The sequence below is a fragment of the Achromobacter sp. 1L-A-4-B-C2 genome, assembly GCF_057291955.1.
Window position 1 is genome coordinate 828,755 of record NZ_JBXAWP010000002.1, and the last position, 20,312, is coordinate 849,066.

At 65.9% G+C, this 20,312-nt stretch carries 18 protein-coding genes; 3 read left to right on the forward strand and 15 right to left on the reverse strand.

The window, feature by feature from the left end; genetic code table 11:
- Window positions 1–3: 3 nt before the first annotated feature.
- The 10 genes from flgK to flgB all read right to left on the reverse strand — a co-directional run bounded on the left by flgK (window position 4) and on the right by flgB (window position 9,314).
- The gene (flgK, locus tag AC0Z35_RS11200) at window positions 4–1,677 is read right to left on the reverse strand and encodes a flagellar hook-associated protein FlgK (protein ID WP_046807739.1); all 1,674 of its coding nucleotides are present in this window, start codon (window positions 1,675–1,677) and stop codon (window positions 4–6) included.
- 73 nt (window positions 1,678–1,750) lie between these two features.
- Complete coding sequence (gene flgJ, locus AC0Z35_RS11205; RefSeq protein ID WP_046807740.1) at window positions 1,751–2,728, reverse strand: flagellar assembly peptidoglycan hydrolase FlgJ; 978 nt, start codon at window positions 2,726–2,728, stop codon at window positions 1,751–1,753.
- Between the two features lie 5 nt (window positions 2,729–2,733).
- Window positions 2,734–3,870, reverse strand: coding sequence for a flagellar basal body P-ring protein FlgI (locus AC0Z35_RS11210; RefSeq protein ID WP_046807741.1), 1,137 nt, complete (start codon window positions 3,868–3,870; stop codon window positions 2,734–2,736).
- A gap of 2 nt (window positions 3,871–3,872) precedes the next feature.
- Complete coding sequence (locus tag AC0Z35_RS11215; RefSeq protein ID WP_046807742.1) at window positions 3,873–4,562, reverse strand: flagellar basal body L-ring protein FlgH; 690 nt, start codon at window positions 4,560–4,562, stop codon at window positions 3,873–3,875.
- Window positions 4,562–5,347, reverse strand: a complete 786-nt coding sequence (flgG, locus tag AC0Z35_RS11220; protein ID WP_006219047.1) for a flagellar basal-body rod protein FlgG — start codon at window positions 5,345–5,347, stop codon at window positions 4,562–4,564. The genes AC0Z35_RS11215 and flgG overlap by 1 nt, the downstream gene beginning before the upstream one ends.
- Before the next feature lie 64 nt (window positions 5,348–5,411).
- Window positions 5,412–6,173 carry a flagellar basal body rod protein FlgF gene (locus tag AC0Z35_RS11225; protein WP_046807743.1) on the reverse strand — a complete coding sequence of 254 codons (762 nt, stop codon included), beginning with the start codon at window positions 6,171–6,173 and terminating at the stop codon, window positions 5,412–5,414.
- Window positions 6,174–6,206: 33 nt separating this feature from the next.
- Complete coding sequence (locus AC0Z35_RS11230) at window positions 6,207–7,676, reverse strand: flagellar hook-basal body complex protein (protein ID WP_485131975.1); 1,470 nt, start codon at window positions 7,674–7,676, stop codon at window positions 6,207–6,209.
- Window positions 7,677–7,745: 69 nt separating this feature from the next.
- On the reverse strand, window positions 7,746–8,444 hold the full coding sequence (locus tag AC0Z35_RS11235; protein ID WP_046807745.1) for a flagellar hook capping FlgD N-terminal domain-containing protein: 699 nt from the start codon (window positions 8,442–8,444) through the stop codon (window positions 7,746–7,748).
- A gap of 20 nt (window positions 8,445–8,464) precedes the next feature.
- Window positions 8,465–8,884, reverse strand: a complete 420-nt coding sequence (gene flgC / locus AC0Z35_RS11240) for a flagellar basal body rod protein FlgC (protein ID WP_046807746.1) — start codon at window positions 8,882–8,884, stop codon at window positions 8,465–8,467.
- 22 nt (window positions 8,885–8,906) lie between these two features.
- Window positions 8,907–9,314: a flagellar basal body rod protein FlgB gene (gene flgB / locus AC0Z35_RS11245; RefSeq protein ID WP_006219042.1), complete on the reverse strand. Its 408-nt coding sequence runs from the start codon at window positions 9,312–9,314 to the stop codon at window positions 8,907–8,909.
- A 177-nt stretch (window positions 9,315–9,491) separates the two neighbouring features.
- On the opposite strand from flgB, the gene flgA reads away from it, so the two are divergent.
- The 3 genes from flgA to AC0Z35_RS11260 all read left to right on the forward strand — a co-directional run bounded on the left by flgA (window position 9,492) and on the right by AC0Z35_RS11260 (window position 11,146).
- Window positions 9,492–10,208 carry a flagellar basal body P-ring formation chaperone FlgA gene (flgA, locus tag AC0Z35_RS11250; RefSeq protein ID WP_485131976.1) on the forward strand — a complete coding sequence of 239 codons (717 nt, stop codon included), beginning with the start codon at window positions 9,492–9,494 and terminating at the stop codon, window positions 10,206–10,208.
- Window positions 10,209–10,335: 127 nt separating this feature from the next.
- Complete coding sequence (gene flgM, locus AC0Z35_RS11255; protein WP_046807748.1) at window positions 10,336–10,629, forward strand: flagellar biosynthesis anti-sigma factor FlgM; 294 nt, start codon at window positions 10,336–10,338, stop codon at window positions 10,627–10,629.
- 37 nt (window positions 10,630–10,666) lie between these two features.
- Complete coding sequence (locus AC0Z35_RS11260; RefSeq protein WP_046807750.1) at window positions 10,667–11,146, forward strand: flagella synthesis protein FlgN; 480 nt, start codon at window positions 10,667–10,669, stop codon at window positions 11,144–11,146.
- Window positions 11,147–11,341: 195 nt separating this feature from the next.
- On the opposite strand, the gene flhF is transcribed toward AC0Z35_RS11260, so the two are convergent.
- The 5 genes from flhF to cheZ form a co-directional block, all read right to left on the reverse strand.
- Complete coding sequence (flhF, locus tag AC0Z35_RS11265; protein WP_485131977.1) at window positions 11,342–14,587, reverse strand: flagellar biosynthesis GTPase FlhF; 3,246 nt, start codon at window positions 14,585–14,587, stop codon at window positions 11,342–11,344.
- On the reverse strand, window positions 14,587–16,704 hold the full coding sequence (gene flhA, locus AC0Z35_RS11270; RefSeq protein ID WP_120154990.1) for a flagellar biosynthesis protein FlhA: 2,118 nt from the start codon (window positions 16,702–16,704) through the stop codon (window positions 14,587–14,589). Before flhA ends, flhF begins: the two co-directional genes overlap by 1 nt.
- 3 nt (window positions 16,705–16,707) lie before the next feature.
- Window positions 16,708–17,862 carry a flagellar biosynthesis protein FlhB gene (flhB, locus tag AC0Z35_RS11275; protein WP_046806442.1) on the reverse strand — a complete coding sequence of 385 codons (1,155 nt, stop codon included), beginning with the start codon at window positions 17,860–17,862 and terminating at the stop codon, window positions 16,708–16,710.
- A gap of 110 nt (window positions 17,863–17,972) precedes the next feature.
- The gene (locus AC0Z35_RS11280) at window positions 17,973–19,517 is read right to left on the reverse strand and encodes a methyl-accepting chemotaxis protein (protein WP_370512769.1); all 1,545 of its coding nucleotides are present in this window, start codon (window positions 19,515–19,517) and stop codon (window positions 17,973–17,975) included.
- A gap of 151 nt (window positions 19,518–19,668) precedes the next feature.
- Complete coding sequence (cheZ, locus tag AC0Z35_RS11285) at window positions 19,669–20,304, reverse strand: protein phosphatase CheZ (RefSeq protein ID WP_006219034.1); 636 nt, start codon at window positions 20,302–20,304, stop codon at window positions 19,669–19,671.
- Window positions 20,305–20,312: the final 8 nt, after the last annotated feature.

Below are 20,312 nucleotides of genomic sequence, written 5' to 3' on the forward strand. Positions count from 1 at the left end.
GCCTTAGCCGCGCAGGCCCAACAGCGTGTCGAACACGGTGCTGGCCACATCGATGATGCGGGCGCTGGCTTGGTACTGCTCTTGATAGATCGACAGGCTGACGTATTCTTCGTTCAGGTTCACGCCCGACACCGCCTGCTGGGCAGCCGTCGTCTGCTTGATCAGGTTGGCCTGCGCCGTGGCGGCCGTCTTCACCTGGGCGGTCTGCACACCCACCGTGTTCACCACCAGGGCGAACATGTCCGTCGTGCTCATCGTGCCGTGGCCCAACACCTTGGCGCTTTGCAGTTGCGCCAGCTTCAGGGCGTTCTTGCCGTTGGCGTCGCCGCCATCGGCGTCGGCCGCGGCCACTTTTTCCGGATCGGTGATCAGCACGTTGATGTCACGCGCGGCATCGCGGGTGGGCGACAGCGACCACTTGTCGCCGGCTTGCGGCGGCGCGTCGATCGTCAGCGTCACGCCCATCTCGGCGTCCAGGTTCAGCGTGGCGTTCGGCGGCGTGCCGGTCGCGGGGCCGTTGTACACGCGCGCGCCTTCCGGCATGCGCAGCACCTGGTAGTTGGTGCCGTCGAACGAGATCTCGTAGTCCTTGGCGTTGATGTTGTTCAACGTGGTGAACTGGCCGGTCAGCTGCGCGTTGCTCTTGTTCGCGGTGTTGGGCACGCCCGTGGGCGAGCCGATACTGAAAAAGTCGGTGCCCGGGTTGCCGTTCTGGTCCAGGCCCTGCTTGTGTTGCTCGTTGAACGACAGTGCCAGGCCAACGGCCATCTGGCCCAGCTGGTTCTGCATCGTGTCCAGCGACGTCGCGCGAAACTGCAACAGGCCGCCCAGGCTGCCGCCCGTGACGTCGCTGTCGTTCATTTCAACGGCGACGGTCTTGCCCGAACCGGCCGGCAGCGTGTAGGCCACGACCGTGCGGCTGGCGTCCTTGGACGAGGCCACCGCTTGCAGCGGATACAGCGTCGTGCCCGACAGCAGCGACTGGCCGCCCTTGGTCAACGAAATATTGATCTTGTTGCCCTGCTCGTAGGTGGTGATGCCCACGATCTGGTTCAGTTCCAACACCGCCTGGTCGCGCTGGTCGAGCAAGTCGTTGGGGGGGCTGCCATTGGCCTTGCCCGCCGCCAGAGAAATCTGCGTGTTCAGGTCGTCGATGCGGCTCAGGTAGCTGTTGACCTGATCGACCGTCGTGGTGATCTGCGTGTTCAGCCCTTCACGCTGGTTCTGCATCTCGGAATAGGCCGAGCGGATCTGCGTGGTCAGGCTGTTGGCCTTGCCCAGCAGGTCGGCGCGGGCCGCCGGGTCGGCAGGCTTGCTGGCAACCGTGTTCATGCTGGTGAAGAAATCGGTCAGGCCCGGGGCGATGCCCACGGTGCGGTCGGCGAACAGATTGTTGATCTGCGACACCTGTGCAAACTGCGTCTGCAATTGCGCACCGCTGCCTTGCGCGCCGACCAGCTGCTTGTACAGGAAGCTGTCGTAGCTGCGCTCAACCGTGTCCACTTGCACGCCGCGGCCGATGTAACCGTTGGCGGTGGCTTGGGCGCCGGCGGTCGAGGTCAGGACGCGCTGGCGGTTGTAGCCGACCGTGGTGGCATTGTTGATGTTGTGGCTGGTGGTTGCCAGGCCGGCCTGGGCGGCGTTCAGCCCGCCCAGCGCTGTTTTGTACAAGTTCATGCTGACAATGCCCCGTATGTAACCGCAGCTGATATTTCTGGATACTCCAATAACGGCAGGAGATCGTCCAAATTTAGAGTCCTTCCAACATCTGGCGAGAAATTTCCACGTTGGAGGCCGCGCCGCGCAATTGGCCCATGATGCCGATCAGTTTTTGTGCATAACGCGGGTCGGTTGCGTAGCCCGCGTCCTGGATCTTGCGCGCCGCGTCGATCTCGTTGCGCGCCTGGGTAACGGCCTCGTAGCGGGGGCTGTTGCCAATCAGGCGGGCGTAGTCCGAGAACGATTCCTCGTAAGAGGAATAGGCACGGAACGGCTGCGTCACCTTTTTGGCAACGCCGCCTTCGTATTCGGTGGTCAGCACGTTGACGACCTTGCCGTTCCAGCTTGCGCCTGCCTTGATACCGAACAGGTTGTAGCTGGTGCTGCCGTCCGGGTGCTTGATTTCGCGCTTGCCCCAGCCCGATTCCAACGCTGCCTGACCCATGATCAGGCGAGCCGGCACGCCGCTTTGCTGCGACGCCAGGTTGGCCGCGCGCGACATCTTCGACACGAAGTCCACCACGTGCTCGGGCGCGCCTTCGGCGGCGGCCAGCGCGCGGTCGCTGGGACGGTTGTTGCGCATCACGTTCAGCAGTGCCGACACCTCGCGCGAACCGCCCGTGCGGAAGTCCAGGTCGCCGCCCTGCCCGATCGCGCGCACCGCCTCGTCGGACATGTCCGCCGGCTTGCCTTGCTGCATCTGCGACAGGATGGATTGCGTCAGGCCGATGCCGGGCGAAGCCAGGTGCAGCGCCAATTGCTCGTCGGCCATGGACTGCATCATTTGCGTCTGCTGCGAATCGAACAGGCCTTCCTTGGGCGTGGCCTCGCGCATGCGCTTGACCATCATTTGCAGGAACAGGGCTTCGAACTGCTTGGCGACCTGCTTTTGCTGCTCGGTGCCGGCGGGGTCTTTCTTGACGTCGCGCTTCAGGTCCGACAAGCGGCCCATGTCAAAGACCGATTCCTGGCGGCCCGCGCCGCTTGCCGCATCTTGAGTAATCGCCATGGCCGTCAGATGATTTCCAGTTCGGCGCGCAAGGCGCCCGCGCTTTTCATGGCCTGCAAGATGGCCAGCAGGTCCTGCGGCGTGGCGCCCAGGGCATTCAGGCCCTTGACCACATCAGCCAGGTTGGCGCTGGTGCTTACGCGCTGCAACGAGCCGTTGTCCTGGCGCACTTCGATCTGCGTGTTGGGCACCACCACGGTCTGCCCTTCCGTGAACGGGGTGTCCGGTTGCGACACCTGGTTCTGGCGGTTGATGATGACCGACAGGTTGCCATGGGCCACGGCCGCCTCTTCAATCATGACCGTGCGGTTCATCACGACGGAACCGGTGCGGGCGTTGATGATGACCTTGGCCACCGTGGGCGCGCGCGCCACCTGCAAGTCTTCTACTTGCGACAGGAAGCGCGCCTGCGAGGACTGCTCCATGGGCGTGCGCACCTGCACCACGCGGCCGTCCAGCGCGGTGGCCGTGCCTTGGCCAAACTTGCGGTTCAGCGCCTGCGCCACGTTCTGCGCGGTGCCGAAGTCGGTGTTGTTCAGTTCGACGTGGATATAGCCGTCGCGCGAGAACGTGGTGGGCACGCCGCGTTCGACGATGGCGCCCGCGCTGATGCGGCCGCCGTTCAATTGGTTGATCTGCACGCTGGAGCCGCCGGCCGATGCGCCCGCGCCGCCGACCAGGATGTTGCCCTGGGCGATGGCGTAGACCTGGCTGTCCGCGCCCTTGAGCGGGGTCATCAGCAAGGTGCCGCCGCGCAGGCTCTTGGCGTTACCCATGGACGACACCACCACGTCCAGCGTCTGGCCGGGCCGCGCGAACGCGGGCAAGGTGGTGGTGACCATGACGGCCGCCACGTTCTTCAACTGCATGTTGCTGCCGGCGGGCACAGTGATGCCCAGCTGCGACAGCATGTTGGTCAGGCTTTGCTGCGTGAAAGGCGTCTGGCGAACCTGGTCGCCGCTGCCGTCCAGGCCCACGACCAGGCCGTAGCCGATCAACTGGTTGCCCCGCACGCCCTGGATCGAGGCCAGGTCCTTGAGCCGCTCGGCGTGCGCCGCGCCGGCGCCGGCCACCAGCCCTACCGCCACGCACACACGGGCGAACAGGGACAGCATGGCGGATATGGAGGTGGGTTTTGTCATGGTCAGAACGGCGAAGCAAGCAGGAAGAAGCGTTGCAGCCAGCCCATGGTCTGAACTTCGTCCATGACGCCCTTGCTGCGATATTCGATGCGGGCGTCGGCCACCTGCGTGGACGACACGGTGTTCGTGCCGGTGATGGAGCGCGGGTCGACCACCCCGGCGAAGCGTACGTATTCGCTGCCGCGGTTGATCGCGATCTGCTTCTCGCCAGCCACCTGCAAATTGCCGTTCGACATCACGCCCACGACCGTCGTGGTGATGGTGCCGGTAAAGGCATTGTTGGCGGTGCTGTCGCCCTTGCCCTGCGCCACGTTGCCGCCCTTGGCGTCGGTGTTCAGGTTGGCGCCCGCCCAGCTGTCCATGAAGGACGGGGCGGCGGCAATACCCAGCGTGGCCGATCCGGTGCGGTTCGTATTCGTCGCCACGTTCTTGGACGCATTGGTGCGTTCGTTCAGCACGATGGTGACGATGTCGCCCACGTTGCGCGGACGACGATCCTCGAACAACGGATAGTTGCCGTACGTGGTGGGTTGATAGATCGAGCCCGTCGGCTGCGCCATCGGCATGGGCGGCGGCGGCGGCGCGGCCGTGGTCGGCCCGGTCACGATGGGCTCGGGCGGGATCATGGCGCAACCGGCCGCCAGCATAGCCAGCGCCGCAGCGAATACCAGACGCAGGACAGACATGGGCATCACAGTTGGGTCAGGCGGGCCAGCATCTCGTCAGAGGTCTTGACGGCCTTGCTGTTCATTTCGTAGGCGCGCTGGGTCGTGATCATGTTGACCAGTTCCTCAGCCACGTTCACGTTGGACGTTTCAACGTAGTTCTGCATGATCGAACCCGCGCCGTCCACGCCGGGTTGCAGCAGGTTGGCGGGGCCCGATGCATCTGTTTCCAGATACAGGTTTTCGCCGATGCTTTGCAGGCCGGTGGGGTTGATGAAGGTGGCGATCTGCAACTGGCCGATCTGCACGTTCACGCCGGCGGCGCCGGGCTGGGTCACCGAGACGATGCCGTCCTTGCCGATGGAGATGGACAAGGCGTTGTCCGGCACGTTCATGGGCGGCTGGATGACGTAGCCGCTGACGGTCGTCAGCTGGCCGTTCTGGTCGCGTTGCAGGGCGCCGTCACGGGTGTAGCCCTGGGTGCCGTCGGGCAGTTCGACTTGCAGGAAGCCACGGCCGTTGATGGCGATGTCCATTTCGCCGCCCGTGTTGTTCAGGTTGCCGGCGGTGTGGATGCGCTCGGTGGCGGCCACGCGGGCGCCCGTGCCCAATTGCAGGCCGGACGGCAGTTGCGTGGCGTCGCCGACTTGCGCACCGGGCTGGCGCAGCGTTTGGTACATCAAGTCCTGGAACACGGCGCGGCCGCGCTTGAACCCGTTGGTGGAAACGTTGGCCAAGTTGTTCGAGATCACGTCCATGGAGGTCTGTTGACCTTCCAGGCCCGTTTTGGCAATCCACAACGAACGCATCATGATGAAGTACTCCTGGTGCCGCGGCAGCGCCGCGCGCGAAATTTGGGTTGAATCAGCGGCCGAGTCAGCTGACGGACAAGATGCCGTTGGCGCGTTCGGCGTTACGGTCCGACTGCTGGATCACCTGCATCTGCTGCTCGAAGCGGCGGGCGTTTTCAATCATGCCCACCATCGCTTTCATCGGATTGGTGTTGCTGCCTTCCAGCACGCCGGACAACAGGCGCAGGCTGGGGTCCGCCGGCGCGGGCGGCGCGGGCTGGCCATTGACCGGCGCCAGGCGGAACACGCCGTCGTCGCCATGCACCAGTTGCGCGTTGTTCGGGTTGGCCAGCTTCAGGCGACCGAGGTTCAGAATATTGTTCGGGCCGTCGCCGGCGCCGATGGCCGTGATGGTGCCGTCGGACGTGATCGTCAGCGAGGCCTGGTCGGGCACATCGATGGGGCCGCCCTGGTCGGACAGCACCGGTTGGCCCAGCGAGGTCTGCAACAGGCCATTGATGCCCACTTGCAGGCTGCCGCCGCGCGTATAGGCTTCGCCTTGCGGCGTCTGCACGGCGATCCAGCCGTTCTCACTGGCCAGTGCCACGTCCAAGTCGCGGCCCGTGGTCTGCATGTTGCCCATTTCAAAGCTGTTGCCCGGGGTCGAGGCCACCGTCGAAACACGCGTGGGCAGGCTCACTCCGTCCGTCACGGGAACCGAGCGGTACAGCGCGATCTGCTCGCGAAAGCCCGTCGTGTTCACGTTGGCCATGTTGTTCGAAATCGCGGCCTGCTGCTCAGTGATACGTGCCGCGCCATTCATGGCGGTGTAGATGATTCTGTCCATTGCCTATTCCGTCGGTGTCGTCGCGAGCCAGCTTTACTTCAGGTTCATCAGGACTTGCATGATTTCGTCCTGGGTCTTGATGGTTTGCGAGTTGGCCTGGTAGGTGCGCTGGGCAATGATCATGTTGACCAGTTCCTTGCTCATGTCGACGTTGGACGCTTCCGTCGCCTGACCCACCACCTTGGACATGCCGTTGGTGCCCGGCTGACCCAGGATCGGCTGGCCCGAGGCGGACGTTTCCGTCCACGCGTTGTTGCCCACCGGTTGCAGGCCTTGCAAGTTGGCGAAGTCGGCCAGCACGATGTTGCCGACCACTTGCGTTTCACCGTTGGTGTAGCTGGCCACCAGGCTGCCGTCGCCGCCGATGTTGATGCCGCTGAATTCACCGGAGGTGTAGCCGTCGGGCTTGGCAACCAGCTTGTAGTTGCTGCCGTACTGCGTGGTGCCGGTGTAGTTCATGGCGATGCTGATGGGGTCGGCGGGCGTGGTGGTGCCGCCGGGCTGGGCAAAGCTCAAGGTCACGACCGGGGCGCTGGTCAGCGCGCCGGCCTTGTTGAACGTGAACTGCTGGGGGGTGCCCCAGACGCCGCCCGCTTCGGTCGTGGGCGCCATGGCCTGGCCGTCCATCGTGTAGTAGACGTCGTACACGCTGTTGCCGGCGGCATCCGCCGGGCGCTTGACGAAGTACTGCATCACCTGGTGCGAGTTACCCAGCGAATCGAACACCGTCATGGGCGACGCGTTGGTGTAGCTGTTGGACACCGTGGGGTCGAACGGACGGCCGATTTCGGTGACGGCGGCGGTGTAGTTGACGTAGCCGGGGATCTGGCTGATGTCGCCGGCCGTGATGGCGCCCGTGGCATCGATGGTGACCGTGTTCGGCGCGGTGCCGTAGGTGTTGGCCGGCGGCGTGGCGCCCGACCAGACCAGTGCACCCAGCGGATCGCGGGTGAACGTATATGCCGTGCCGCCCAGGGACACGCTGCCGTCGACGGCCGGGGCCGTGACGGTATCAACCGGGTAAACCACCTTGGCGTTGGCGTCCAGGTTGGCCACGGTCGTGCCGGTGGCGGTGGCGCGCGGCGCCACGTTGGCCGTAGGCAGTTGCAGTTCGACCGGGTTGGCGCCAATGGCGCCGGCGGGGTAGCCCGTCAGGCGGTAGCCCTGCGCGTTGACGATGAAGTTGTTCTTGTCGACCAGGAATTCGCCATTGCGCGAATACATCACCGCGCCGCTGGTGTCCGTCAGGCGGAACATGCCCTTGGCGCCGTCGATGGCGATGTCGTATTCGCCACCACCGCCCTGCACCGTACCGACGGTGAAGCGTTGGTTGATGGCGGCGACCTTGACGCCCAGGCCCACGCGCGAGCTGGCGTACACGTCAGCAAACGAGGCCGTGGCCGACTTGAAGCCGACGGTGCCGGAGTTGGCGATGTTGTTGCCGATCACGTCCAGGTTCTGCGCAGCGGCGTTCAAGCCGCTTAGTCCTTGTCCGAAGCCCATGTTTTCTCTCGCTAATTAATGATGTGGAGCCGTCGCCCGTGCGCCGGCATCGATTCAAATCCGCCCGGTTCAGGCGCCGATAACCTTGCGCACGTCCAACATGCTGGTCTGGCCTTCCAGGCCCAGGTCCAGACGCAGTCCGTTCGTCGAGTAAGCCACGCTCTTGACCTGGCCGTAGCTCAGGACTTCCGCGTTCACCTTCTTGCCGTCGCCGTCGGTTGCCAGCACGGACACGGTGTAAGCGCCCGGCTCCAATGCCACGCCGCCGTCGTTCTTGCCATCCCAGTTCAGGGTGTAGACGCCAGTCTTCTGTTCGCCCATTTCAATGGTGCGCACCACGGCGCCGTTCGCGTCGGCGATACGAACCTGGACCTTCTGCGCATCGCTTTGCAGATCCAGGCCGTAGGGGGTGACGACGCGCTCGGCGGCGTTGTCGCCGTCCACGCCGACCTTGACCTTGGAACCCGGGATCAACACGCCCTTGCCGATCATCGACACGGCGTTCATCGACTGGGACACATCGATCTGGCCGCTGATGGCCAGGATGGTGCTCTTCAGGTTGGTGATGCCTTCCACCGTTGCGATCTGCGCCATCTGCGAGGTCAGCTCGGCGTTTTGCATCGGGTTCAGCGGATCCTGGTTCTGCAGCTGCGTCATCAGCAGCTTCAGGAACTGGTCTTGCAGGCCCTGCGACGTAATGGAGCTGCCGGCGCCCGCCTGGGCCAGGCCCAAGCCGGTGGTGCTGGTGTTTTGATCGACGGTGGTCATGGATTCACTCTGAGCGGAAATTAGGATTGACCGATGGTCAACGTCTTTTGCATCAAGGACTTGGCGGTGTTCAGCACTTCGACGTTCGCCTGGTACGAGCGCGACGCCGCGATCATGTTGACCGTTTCGGCCACGGGATCGACGTTGGGCATGCTGACGTAGCCCTGGGCGTCGGCCAGCGGATGCTTGGGGTCATAGATCTGCTTGAGCGGCGACGGGTCCTGGATGACGCCGGCAACGCGCACGCCGCCAATCTCCTGCCCCATGGCCTGGCCGGCGGCCGGGTTGACCTGGAATACAACCTGGCGCGCGCGATACGGCTGGCCGTCCGGGCCCACCACGCTGTCGGCGTTGGCCAGGTTGCTGGCCGTGACGTTCATGCGCTGCGACTGCGCGCTGAGCGCCGAACCGGCGATATCGAAAATGCTCAACAAGGACATTGCCTGTTGCTCCCTTTATGGATCAATCCTGAATGGCGGTCTGCATGGTCCGGATGCGGCCGGAGATCATTTGCATCGTGCTCTGGTAGTGCAAGGTGTTGTCGGCGAACTGCACGCGTTCGATGTCCATGTCCACCGTGTTGCCGTCCATGCTGGGCTGGTAAGGCAAACGGAACAGCAGGTCCGTCGGGCCCTGCGACACGGCCTTGGCCGGAATGTGGCGCGCGGAGGTCAGCGTCAACGACGTATCGGCCAGGCGCTTGGAATCTTCCATCGCGTTCTGCATCGCCGTCTTGAAGTCGAAATCGCGGGCCTTGTAGTTCGGCGTGTCGGCGTTGGCGATGTTGGACGACAACACTTCCTGGCGCTGCGCGCGCAGTCCCAAAGCCTGCTGGTAGAACCGGAAATCTTCGTTAAGCCTGTCTAGCATCGTGGCGCCTTCGTGCGTTGCAATACGGATAGAGCACGGGACTTCGGACGCACCGTTATCCCATTGGATGACGGAATCATAGGGGCCGACGGTGAAACACAATCAGCCAAATAACCCGCCATTTCTCATCCAATTCACGTATTGCCAAGCGGCTCGGACTCTTACAATTCAGTCATCATGAAAATCTCCGCACGACTTCTCCTCGCGCGCGCAAGCGGCCTTCTTGTCCTGGCATTGGCAGGCAACGAAGCCGCGCTGGCGCAAGACGCCGCCAGCCAGCCGCCCGAGGCCATCGTCAACGCGGCGCAAGGCTATCTGCTTGAACAATTGGCCGGCCTGCCCGGGCAGCCCTCGGTGGCGATCGACCCGCCCAGGGTGGACCGCCTGGCGCCCTGCGACGCCATGTCCCCGTTTATGCCGTCGGGCATGAAGCTGCGCTCGCGCATGACGGTGGGTGTGCGATGCAACGCGCCCAAGCCCTGGACGACGTATGTGCAGGCCACTGTCAGCGTGCCCGGGTACTATTACGTCGCTTCGCGCATGATCGCGGCGGGCCAGGCGCTGACGCCGGACGACCTTTCCCCCCGGGACGGCGACCTGGTGTCGCTGCCGCCGGGTGCCATCACGGACCCGCAAACGGTCGTGGGCATGTCGGCCGCTTACCGCATCAACGCCGGCCAGCCGGTGCGTGGCTCGTCGCTGCGCAACGCGCAGTCGGTCATGCGGGGCGCCAACGTTCGGATCAACGCGCGCGGCAACGGATTCGTGGTCAGTAGCGAAGGGCAGGCACTGGACAATGCAGCGCCGGGCGCCACGGTGCAGGTGCGCACCGCCAGCGGCCAGGTGGTCAGCGGTGTGGTGCGTAACGCGGGTCTGGTGGAAATACAACTGTAGGGTCTGTTACAAATCGCGCGACACCATTGGGCAAGCTGCCCTAAAGTTCCTTCCGGCCCTGTCGTTACAGAGACAATAGTAGGCGTATCCGTCGCAAACCGACCCAGGACGCCCTGCGGAGAAAACCTTGAAAATCAATTCGACCACCAACCGGCCCCTTTCGGCCGACGCCGTGAGCCAGCGCCCGGATTCCGCGGTTGCGCAAGCCTATGGCGCAAGCACCCCCTCGGGCTCCAGCAGCTCGCAAGTGGCGTTGAGTTCGGCGTCGCGCAAGATGCTGGCCCTGCAAGACGGTTCGAACGACATCAACGTCGAGCGCGTGGCTGCCATCCGTGCCGCCATTGCCTCGGGCCAGTTGAAGATCGATACCGGCCGCATTGCCGACAGCCTGATCGCCAGTGCGCGCGATCTGCTGAAGTAATCCCGTCCACCGCCCTGTCCTCCTTCGAAGCATGACCATGAACCCCGTCGACTCCCTCCAGGCCTGCATGCGTCAGGAAGACGCGCTGATTACCGAGTTTTCAGCCATTCTGGAAGAAGAGACCGAGGTTCTGGTCGGCCCGGGCAACGTCGGCGCGCTGCAAGCCATTACCGAACGCAAGTCGCGCGTGGCACAGCAGCTGGTTGACCTGAGCGGCACGCGCGACGGCCTGTTGGCCGAAATCGGCCTGCCCATCGGCCACGCCGGCACCGAGCAGGCTGCCGTGCTGCATCCGCAGTTGTCGGGGATCTGGCAGGCGCTGTTGACCAAGTCGGCATCGGCCAACGAGATCAACCTGCGCAATGGGGCGTTGATCGATGTGCATCTGCGCTACACGCAGCAGTCGCTGGACGCGCTGCGCGACGTGAACGGCGCAGGCAGCAAGAATGCGACCTATGACGCGTACGGCCGAGGTGCGCGCGGCGCGCCTAATCGCAAACCGATCGTCGCCGGCTGATCCGGCGTATAGTCCCTGGCGCGGCATGCGCGCCAAAATACGCGAATTCTCGTGAAAAGCGCGCGGGATCCCTGACGGGATACCGCGCGCTTTTTGCTGGACAGGAGTGCCGGGGCTTCGGCTGGGCTTGAGCCTGGCTCTGGGGCTCTGGGGCTTTGGGGCGCTGGGGCTTTGCCTTGGCTTCGGCCCTGGACTTCAGCCGCCCGCGGCCATCTCCAGCATGGCGAACATTTTCAGGATCGCCACGGGCAGCAGGCGGCCAGACAGCTTGCGTTCCGAGCCCATGATGCCGGACAGCGGGCCGCGCACGACGGCGGCGGACGGCGAATGCGCCATCTGCCAGCAGGCCGCGCCCAGTTGGCCGGCCATCAATGACTGGCGCGCCAGCGTGTGGGCGCCGTCGACGGCGGGCAGCGCCTGCCAGGCGTTGGCCATGTAGCGGAAGCCGGCCTTGGCTTCGTCCTGCAATACCAGCCAGCGTGCGACGGTGGCGGCGTCGGCCTGGGACGCGGGCAAGTTGGTCAGCCCGAACAGCTGTGCGGCAATTTCGCCACTGACCGTATCGATCAGTCGCGCGCAGACCAGGCGGATCGGCGCGGTTTCGGAGCGGCCCGGCAGGCTGATTTCGGTGCCCGAGGCCCACAGCGCCAGCGGCACGGTCTGGCCGCCCTGCTCGCGCGTCAAACCGGGCATGTCGCCAGGCTGGCCCACGGGCAGATAGCCCACGCTTTTGCCGACGGCATTCAGATTGGTCGGGCATTCGTCCTGCACCACGCGCATGCCGCCCGGGAAGCGCGCCACCCACGAGGCGCCCTGCTCGCTTAACGACTGCCACAAGGCCGACGTGCCGGCCTCCAGCAGATGCACCATCGGCAGGCGCGGCAGCTGTTCGCCCAGCCAGCGCACGCGCGCTTGCAGCGCCGGGCCGGCATCCGCCAGACCCGCCGCGCCGGGCGCGAACGAGGTCAACATGCCGTGGGCCAACGCCAGCTGCTGCGCGGGCGCGGCCAGGGCCACGCCACGGTCGCTCATCAGCAGCGACCCCATCAACACACCACCCGGCAAACCTTCGCCTTTCATGCTGGTCTTGCCATGCATGGCCAGCAGATGGCGGTTGCAGGTGGCCGAAAATTCACGTCGCACCATGGCCAGCGGGTCGCCACCCAAGGCCGCCAGACTGGCGCCCGCGCCGTCGCCGACATACTCGCGCCACGACGCCCGGGCTTGTACGCAGGCCGGGTCGCTGTCCAGCATGGCAATCGTGTCGTCCAGATGTTGCGCGGCGGCGATCGACGCCGACCCGCCTTGCGGGCGCAGGATGGCCGAGGCCAGCAATTGGCGGCGGCGGGCAGGATCAACGGCATCGGCCTCGCGCGCGGCCGGCACCAGCGACGCCAGGTCCGCCTCGCTGGGCGTGTACAGGGCGCGCGCGCGCTCGACCATGGCAAAGGCCCGGTCGATCAGCACGTCGGCGCGCGCCAGTTCCATATGTTCCGGCACCTTCTGCCCCACCGACATGTAGTGGATGGGCAGGCGGTGGCGGATGGCCGTGTCCAGCGCCGCGCCCAGGCGGGTGGCTTCGTCCAGCTTGGTGATGATGCAGCCGGCCACGTCTTCGCCCACGCCGTTGCGATAGGCGTGCGCCACTTCGTCCAGCGTGTCGCCCTGGCTGGCGGCGTTCAGCACCAGCAGGCGGCGCACGGGCTTGCCGGCGCTGGTCAACATCGCGGCCTGCTCGGCCACCAGGCGGTCGCGCTGGCTGATGCCGGTGGTGTCGATCAGCACGATCTTGCGGTTGCCCAGTTCGGCAAGAATGCGGCGCAGTTCGCCGGCGTCGCGCACGGAATGCGCGGGCACGCCCATCAGGCGGCCGTAGATCTGCAATTGTTCCAATGCGCCGATCCGGAACAGGTCGGTCGTCAACATCGCGACCTGATCGCGGCCTTCGCGGGCTACGCAACGGGCGGCCAGCTTGGCCAGCGTGGTGGTCTTGCCGACGCCCGTCGGGCCGACCAGCGCGTACACGCCGCCGGCCAGGAATTCGTCTTCCGAGGCCACCACGGGCAGGTGGGTAACCAGTTCATTGCGCGCCCACGCCTGCGCGGCGTCGGACGACAGCCCTTGCGGCAGGCGGTCCACCAGCGTGCGCACCAGCTTTGTGCTGAACCCGGCATCCAGCAGGCTGCGGAACAGCGCGGCGGCGGCGGCTTCACGAGTCGCGCCGGGGCGACCACCCCAAAGCAGTCCGTCCATCCGCGTTTCCAGCGCGCCGCGCAAGGCGCTGATGGCGTCCTGCAAGCCGGCCGTGGTGTCCGGAGGCAACGACGGCGGTGCCTGACGCAACGGCGCATCCGGCATGCGCGCCATGGACGGCGCGGGTGCGGACGCAGCGGCTGCGGTGACCGCGGCGCGCGCGGTGGTCGAAGATGCGGCGGGTGCGGCGGCCGGGGATGAGACGGGCGCATACGCGGCGGGTGCAGCGGCCGGGGATGCAGCGGACGCATAAGCGGCGGGTGCGGCGGCCGGGGAGGCAGCGGGCGCATACGCGGCGGGTGCGGCGGCCGGGGATGAGACGGGCGCATAAGCGGCGGGTGCATTGGCCGACGATGCGGCATGCGCGAGGGCCGACGATGCGGGCGAATACGCGGCGGGTATCGCGGCGGGTATCGCGGCGGAAGTCGCAGCGAGCGGCGACGCGGCAGCCATCGGCGTGGCGTGCGTCGGCGCGCCTGGACGGGCGGGCGCCAAGGCCGGCAGCTCGACGCGGGTCGCGGCGCCTACCAGCGGGGTGACCGGCGTGGAAACCGGTTGCGAAGCAACAGGTTGCGCGGCCGACGATTGCGCAGTCGCGGGTTGCAGCGGCGTGGGATACGACGCCGCCAACGGCATCGCTGCCGCACTTGCCTCAGCGGGCGAGCCTTCTTCTTCCGGCTGGGCCGACGATGCAAATGCCGATTGATACGCGGCAATCGAACGCGACGGGGTCGTGTAGCCGGGTTGCGGCATGGCGGGCGGCGCCGCCGTGTAGGGGCGCGCTTCTTGCCGCTCGGGCGCGGCGCCATAAGCTGCGGGGGGCTGCGCGCCATAAGCTGCAGCGGGCTGCGCGCCATAAGCTGCGGGGGACTGCGCGCCATAAGGTGCGGCGGGCTGCGCGCCGTAAGGTGCAGTGGGCTGCGCGCCGTAGGGTGAGACCGCCGGCCCCTGCGGACGCGAATCCGAAGGCGCGGCAGCCGCCGCTCCGGACGCCCCAGCGTGCGACGACATATCGCGTTGCGGCGTGTCCGACGCAGAATCCTCGAACGCGCCGTCCAACGTGGCCAGCACTTCCACCCCGCCGTCCACGCTGCGGTTCGATACGATCAGCGCGTCCGGCCCCAGGGCCAGGCGCACCTGGCGCATCACGTCACGGCTATTGGCGCCTACAAAGCGGCTTATCTTCATTACCCATTACTCCCGCCGATCAGCGCGGTCACGCGGACCATGCGCTCATCCGGTATTTCCGTATTCGACAACACGCCCAGCTGCGGCAAATGGTGGCGCAGGAAGCGCGACAACGGCGCGCGCAAGACTGGCGACACCAGCAGCACCGGCGCATTGCCCTGCGCTTCCTGGCGCTCGACCGCCGCCTGCGTTTCGCGCAGCAGCGTGTCGGCCAGGCCGGGCTCCAGGCCACCGCTGGTCGTCATTGCCTGCGACAGCACGCGTTCCAGCTTCACGTCCAGCCCAATGACCCGCAACTCGCCTTCGCCCGGGAACCACTGCTGCGTAATCGCGCGGCCGAGCGAGCGGCGCGTCAGCATGATCAGTTCGTTGATGTCGGGTTGACCGCCCGTGGCCGCCGCCTGCGCCGCCAGGCGCGGGCCGTGCTCGGACAGCGTATCGATAATGGTGCGCATGTCGCGGATCGGCACTTCTTCCGACAGCAAGCCTTGCAGCACCTTCTGCAACGCCGTCAGCGACAGCGTCTTGGGCACCAGGTCTTCCACCAGCTTGGGCGCGTCGCGGCCGATGCGGTCCAGCAACTGCTGCACTTCCTGACGGCCCAGCAGGTTCGAACCGTGGCGGTGCATCAGGTGATTCAAGTGCGTGGCCACCACCGTGCCCGCGTCCACCACCGTGTAACCGGCCACCTGCGCCTGATCGCGCAAGCCCCCGTCGATCCACAGCGCCGGCAAGCCGAACGCCGGATCGGTGGTGGGCGTGCCCTTGATCTGGATGGTGACGCCGCCCGGGTCGATGGCCAGCCACTGGCCCGGCATCGCCACGCCATGGCCCACTTCCACACCGGACAGCAGGATGCGGTAATCGTTGGGCTTCAGCTCCAGGTTGTCGCGAATGTGCACGACAGGCGGCAAGAAGCCCACGTCCTGCGCAAACTTCTTGCGCAGGCTGCGGATGCGATGCAGCAGCTCGCCGTTCTGCGCGTGGTCCACCAGCGGGATCAGGCGATAGCCCACTTCCAGCCCCAGTTGGTCCACCATGGAAACGTCGTCCCAACTGGCTTCGGCGGCTGCCGCCTGCGCCTGTGTGATCGCGGCCGGCGGCACCACTTCGGCGGCTTGCGCGGCCGCCAGGCGCCGCTTGTGCAAGGCCCAGCCACCGTAGCCCAGCGCGCCAGCCAGCGTCAGAAACGCCACGTGCGGCATGTTGGGGATCAGGCCCATGATGCCGATGATGCCGGCCGTCAGGAACAGCACGGCCGGGTTCGAGAACAGCTGGCTCATGATCTGTTGGCCAACGTCCTGGTCGGTCGACACGCGCGACACCACCACACCGGCCGCCGTCGAAATCACCAGCGCCGGAATCTGCGCGACCAGGCCGTCACCGATGGTCAACAGCGTGTAGACGCGGCCCGACTCGGCCATCGACATATCGTGCTGGGCCACGCCCACGATCAGGCCGCCGATCACGTTGATCACCATGATCAGCAGGCCCGCAATCGCGTCACCGCGCACGAACTTGCTGGCGCCGTCCATCGAGCCGAAGAAGTCGGATTCCTGGGACACTTCGGCGCGGCGCTTGCGCGCTTCGTCTTCGCCGATCAGGCCCGCGTTCAGGTCGGCGTCGATGGCCATCTGCTTGCCGGGCATCGCGTCCAGGGTAAAGCGCGCGCCCACTTCGGCAATCCGGCCCGCACCCTTGGTGATAACGATGAAGTTGATGATGGTCAGGATCACGAACACGATGATCCCGACCGCAAAGTTGCCGCCCACCAGGAAGTGGCCAAACGCCTCGATCACCTTGCCCGCCGCGTCGGGGCCGGTGTGGCCGTGCAGCAGCACGACGCGGGTGGACGCCACGTTCAGCGACAGGCGCAGCAACGTTGCAAACAGCAGCACGGCCGGAAAGGCGGCAAAGTCCAGCGGCTTGCGCGTGAACATGGCCACCAGCAGAATCATTACCGACAGCGCAATGTTGAAGGTGAACAGCAGGTCGAGCAGGAACGTGGGCAGGGGCAGCACCATCATGCCCAGCACCATCACGATCAGGATCGGGCCTGCCAGAAGCCGCGCATGGCCGGCCCCGCTACTCTTCAACATGGTGAGCAAAGCGCTCATACCTTAGACTCCTTGTGCTGCGGTTTTTGCTTGCGGGTCCAGCTCGGCGGGCACGGCCAGGCGGGTCGGAGCCGTCGGTTGGACGCCCCATCCCGACCGCCACGAGCGCAGCTGGAAGACCCACGCCAGCACTTCCGCCACCGCGGTATATAGCTCGGCCGGGATTTCCTTACCCAGGTCGACGTGTTGATGCAATGCGCGCGCCAACGGCGGCGCTTCCAATGTGGGAATGCGGTTTTCAGCAGCCAGTTCGCGGATCTTGGCCGCGATCAGGCCGGTGCCCTTGGCGATCACGCGCGGGGCGCCGCTTTTGTCCTCGTCGTACTTGAGCGCCACGGCGTAGTGCGTCGGGTTGGTCACGACCACATCCGCCTTGGGCACTTCCGACATCATCCGGCGCCGCGCCGCCTGGCGCTGCTGCTGCCGGATACGCGCCTTCACGTGCGGATCGCCTTCGCTTTCCTTGTGTTCCTGGCGCACATCCTCTTTGGACATGCGCAGCTTTTTCAAATGGCTCCAGATCTGCCATGGCACATCCAGCAGCACAATCACCAGCAGCGAGGACACGATCAACGCGCAGCAGATCGCCACCAGCGACAGCGCCTTGATCAGCGCGGCCGACGGGGCCACGTGCATCAGGCCCAGCATGTCGTCGTGGTAGCGCCAGATGACCCAGACGGCCACGCCGCCCACCAGCAACGCCTTGGCCAGCGCCTTGATCAGTTCCACCACCGTCTGCGACGAGAACATCCGCTTCAGGCCGGCGAACAGGCTCAGCTTCGAAAAATTGGCTTGCAGCGGCTTGCCGGAAATCACGATGCCGCCCAGCAACACGCTGGACAGCACGGCCACCACTGCCAGCACGCCGAATACGGGCAGCAAGGCGGTCAGGGCGTGGCCGAAGCCGATCACGGCCTGCTCCACCATCACGCCCGGGTCCGTCACGATGCGCTGGTCGAAGGCCAGGCCGTTGTGCAGCACGCCGCTCATGCCCTGGTACAGCGAACCGCCCAGCGCCCAGATCACCCCGACACCGGCGGCCAGCATCATGAACGTTCCCAGTTCGCGGGAACGCGCAATCTGCCCCTCCTCGCGCGCCTTTTCCAGGCGCCTGGGAGAGGCTGCTTCTGATTTCTCGAGGTCGCTTTCTTCAGCCATGCTCTGCGGTGTCGTTGCGGCTCGCGGATTTTCGGATTACGAGCCGCCCGCCGAGATTCTAGGATCGCCCGGGGTTGGGCGATAAGCCAAGAAGCGGGAAGAAAGCGGCGCTATTCGCCGTTGCGCCCGATGGCGGGCGCGCGGCCCCCGTCCAGCGCTGCCTGGAAGCGCACGTAGTCCAGCCCGATACGGACGGCGCCCCAGTGTTCCGACCCCAAATAAAGCGGGACGGAAATGTCGTTAACGATCTCGCCCGTATCCCGGGAATAGGTCTGGAACAGCATCGCGCCGGTATTGGCCGCCAGCCGCGCGCCCACCGGATCGTCAAAGATGCGCTTGTGCCGCGACCGCGCGATGTCCTGCTGCGGGTCGCCCGTGGGCGGATGCGAAAAGCGCCCGTTGTGGGCCGGCGCATAGCCGCGCGCATCCACCACCAGCGTGTAGATGCCGCCGGGCACGGCGTCCAGCACCTCGTCCAGCAACTGCGTCAGGGCGTCGTCGATGGCACGGTCGTAACGCGTGTGATAGCGCGGCGGCTCGCTGCCCGCGATGCGCTGGTAATGGCGGTCGAACACGTCCACGCCCCGGCGCCGGGCGTCGTCCAGCAAGCGCGTCGCCGCATCGCGGAAACTCTCGACCGCCTCGCACAACTGGTCAAAGGCGGTACGGCCGGTGCGCACGTCCGCCAGCACTTCCTGCACGCTTTCGGTCTGGCGGCGGATGCGGTCGATCTCGTCCGACATGCTGCCCACCCGGCCCAGCACATCGGCGCTCAAGGCGGCGATGCGGCTCACTTCCTGGCTCATGCCGTGGTTGGTGGCGTCGACGTCGCCGATGGCCTGCACAACTTCGTTCACTTGCAGGTTCATGCTGCCGAAATCGCGCACGAAGCGTTCGAAGTCGGTGCAGGTGCGGTCCAGCACCGCGCCGGACGCGTCCACATCTTCGCGCAGCGTGCCGGTTTGGCGCTGGGTGGTGTCGACCAGGTCCAGCATTTCAACCGTATGCCGGCCGATATCGTTGGTCGCGGCGTTCACGCGCTCGGCCAGCCGCCCCACTTCGCTGGCCACCACCGCAAAGCCCCGCCCCGCGTCCCCTGCCCTGGCCGCTTCCACGCCCGCATTCAAGGCCAGCAGCTGCGTTTGCAGGGCAATGTCCTTGATGAGCTTGCTGATGTCCGCGACCGAACGCGCGCGCAGGGTCAGCTGACCCACTACTTCGGTAAATGCGGCCATCTCGCGCGTCATGCGGTCGACCCGGGATTTGACGTCGGACAGCTCGGACAGCGCCGCTTCGGCCGCATGCAGGTTCTTGCCGGACACGTCGGCAATCTGGCGTGCATGTTCGGATGTGGATGCGGACAACGCGGCAATCTGCGCGCCGCTGTCCGCCAGCGCACCCGCCGCCCGCGCCTGCTCTTGCGCCAAGACCGAACAGCGCCCCGCCTGGTATTGCGTGCGGGCCGCGTTCAGCGCGATTTCAATGCTGGATTGCCTGACGGTGACCACGCGCCCGCGCATGCGCGACAGGAAACGATGCAGGGGAAATACCGCGGGACTTAAGGAAAAGGTGCGTTCCGACAGCGTGCCGTCGCCCCGGTTCAAGCGGCGTAACAGTGCCCACATGCCGCCGAGGCGGAATACGGATCTGGCCATGATGGACCTCCTTGTGCTGGCCCGGACCGCCTTCTGTGGGCGTCCGTTGCCTGGCGCGCGGCGCGCGCCTTGTCTCGTACTGCAAGGCCCCCCTGCTTATTCTTCTATGCACGCGCCGCCGGCGGCCAGGCCGGGCGGCGCGATGGGTCGATCAGAACCCCAGGCTGGCCAGCAGGTCGTCGACCTGGTCCTGGCTGGTCACCACATCGGTCTTGCCCTGCGGACTGATCTGCGGACCGTTCAACAGGCTGTTGGCCTCGTCGCGGCGTTCCTGCGGCACGTTGTCCAGCAGCACCTGCAACAGCTCGCGCTCAATCGCGCCGACCACGTCCATCATGCGCATGATGACCTGGCCCGTCAGGTCCTGGAAATCCTGCGCCATGATGATTTCCATCAGCTTGGACTGGGTCTGCTGCGTCTGCTTGGGCACATCCGCCAGGAAGGCGCGGGTGTCCTTGACCAGTTCACGCGCTTCGGGCATTTCCAGCGGCTGGTCGTACCATTGCTGCCAGCGGCTATCCAGCGCCTGCGCCGAACGCGACATGCCGTCCTGGATGGGGCCGGCCTGCTCGGTGGCGTTCAGCACGCGGTTGGCGGCCTGCTCGGTCATCTGCGCCACGTAGCGCAAACGATCGCGCGCATCGGGGATGGCGTTGGCGGCGTCTTTGATGGCCTGATCCAGCCCAAGCTCGCGCATGCTGTCGCGCAACATACGCGTCAACGAGGCGATCCGATGAATCAGGTCAGGATTTTCCCCAGCGGGTTCTACATGTTCCGTTGTGCTCATTGCACACC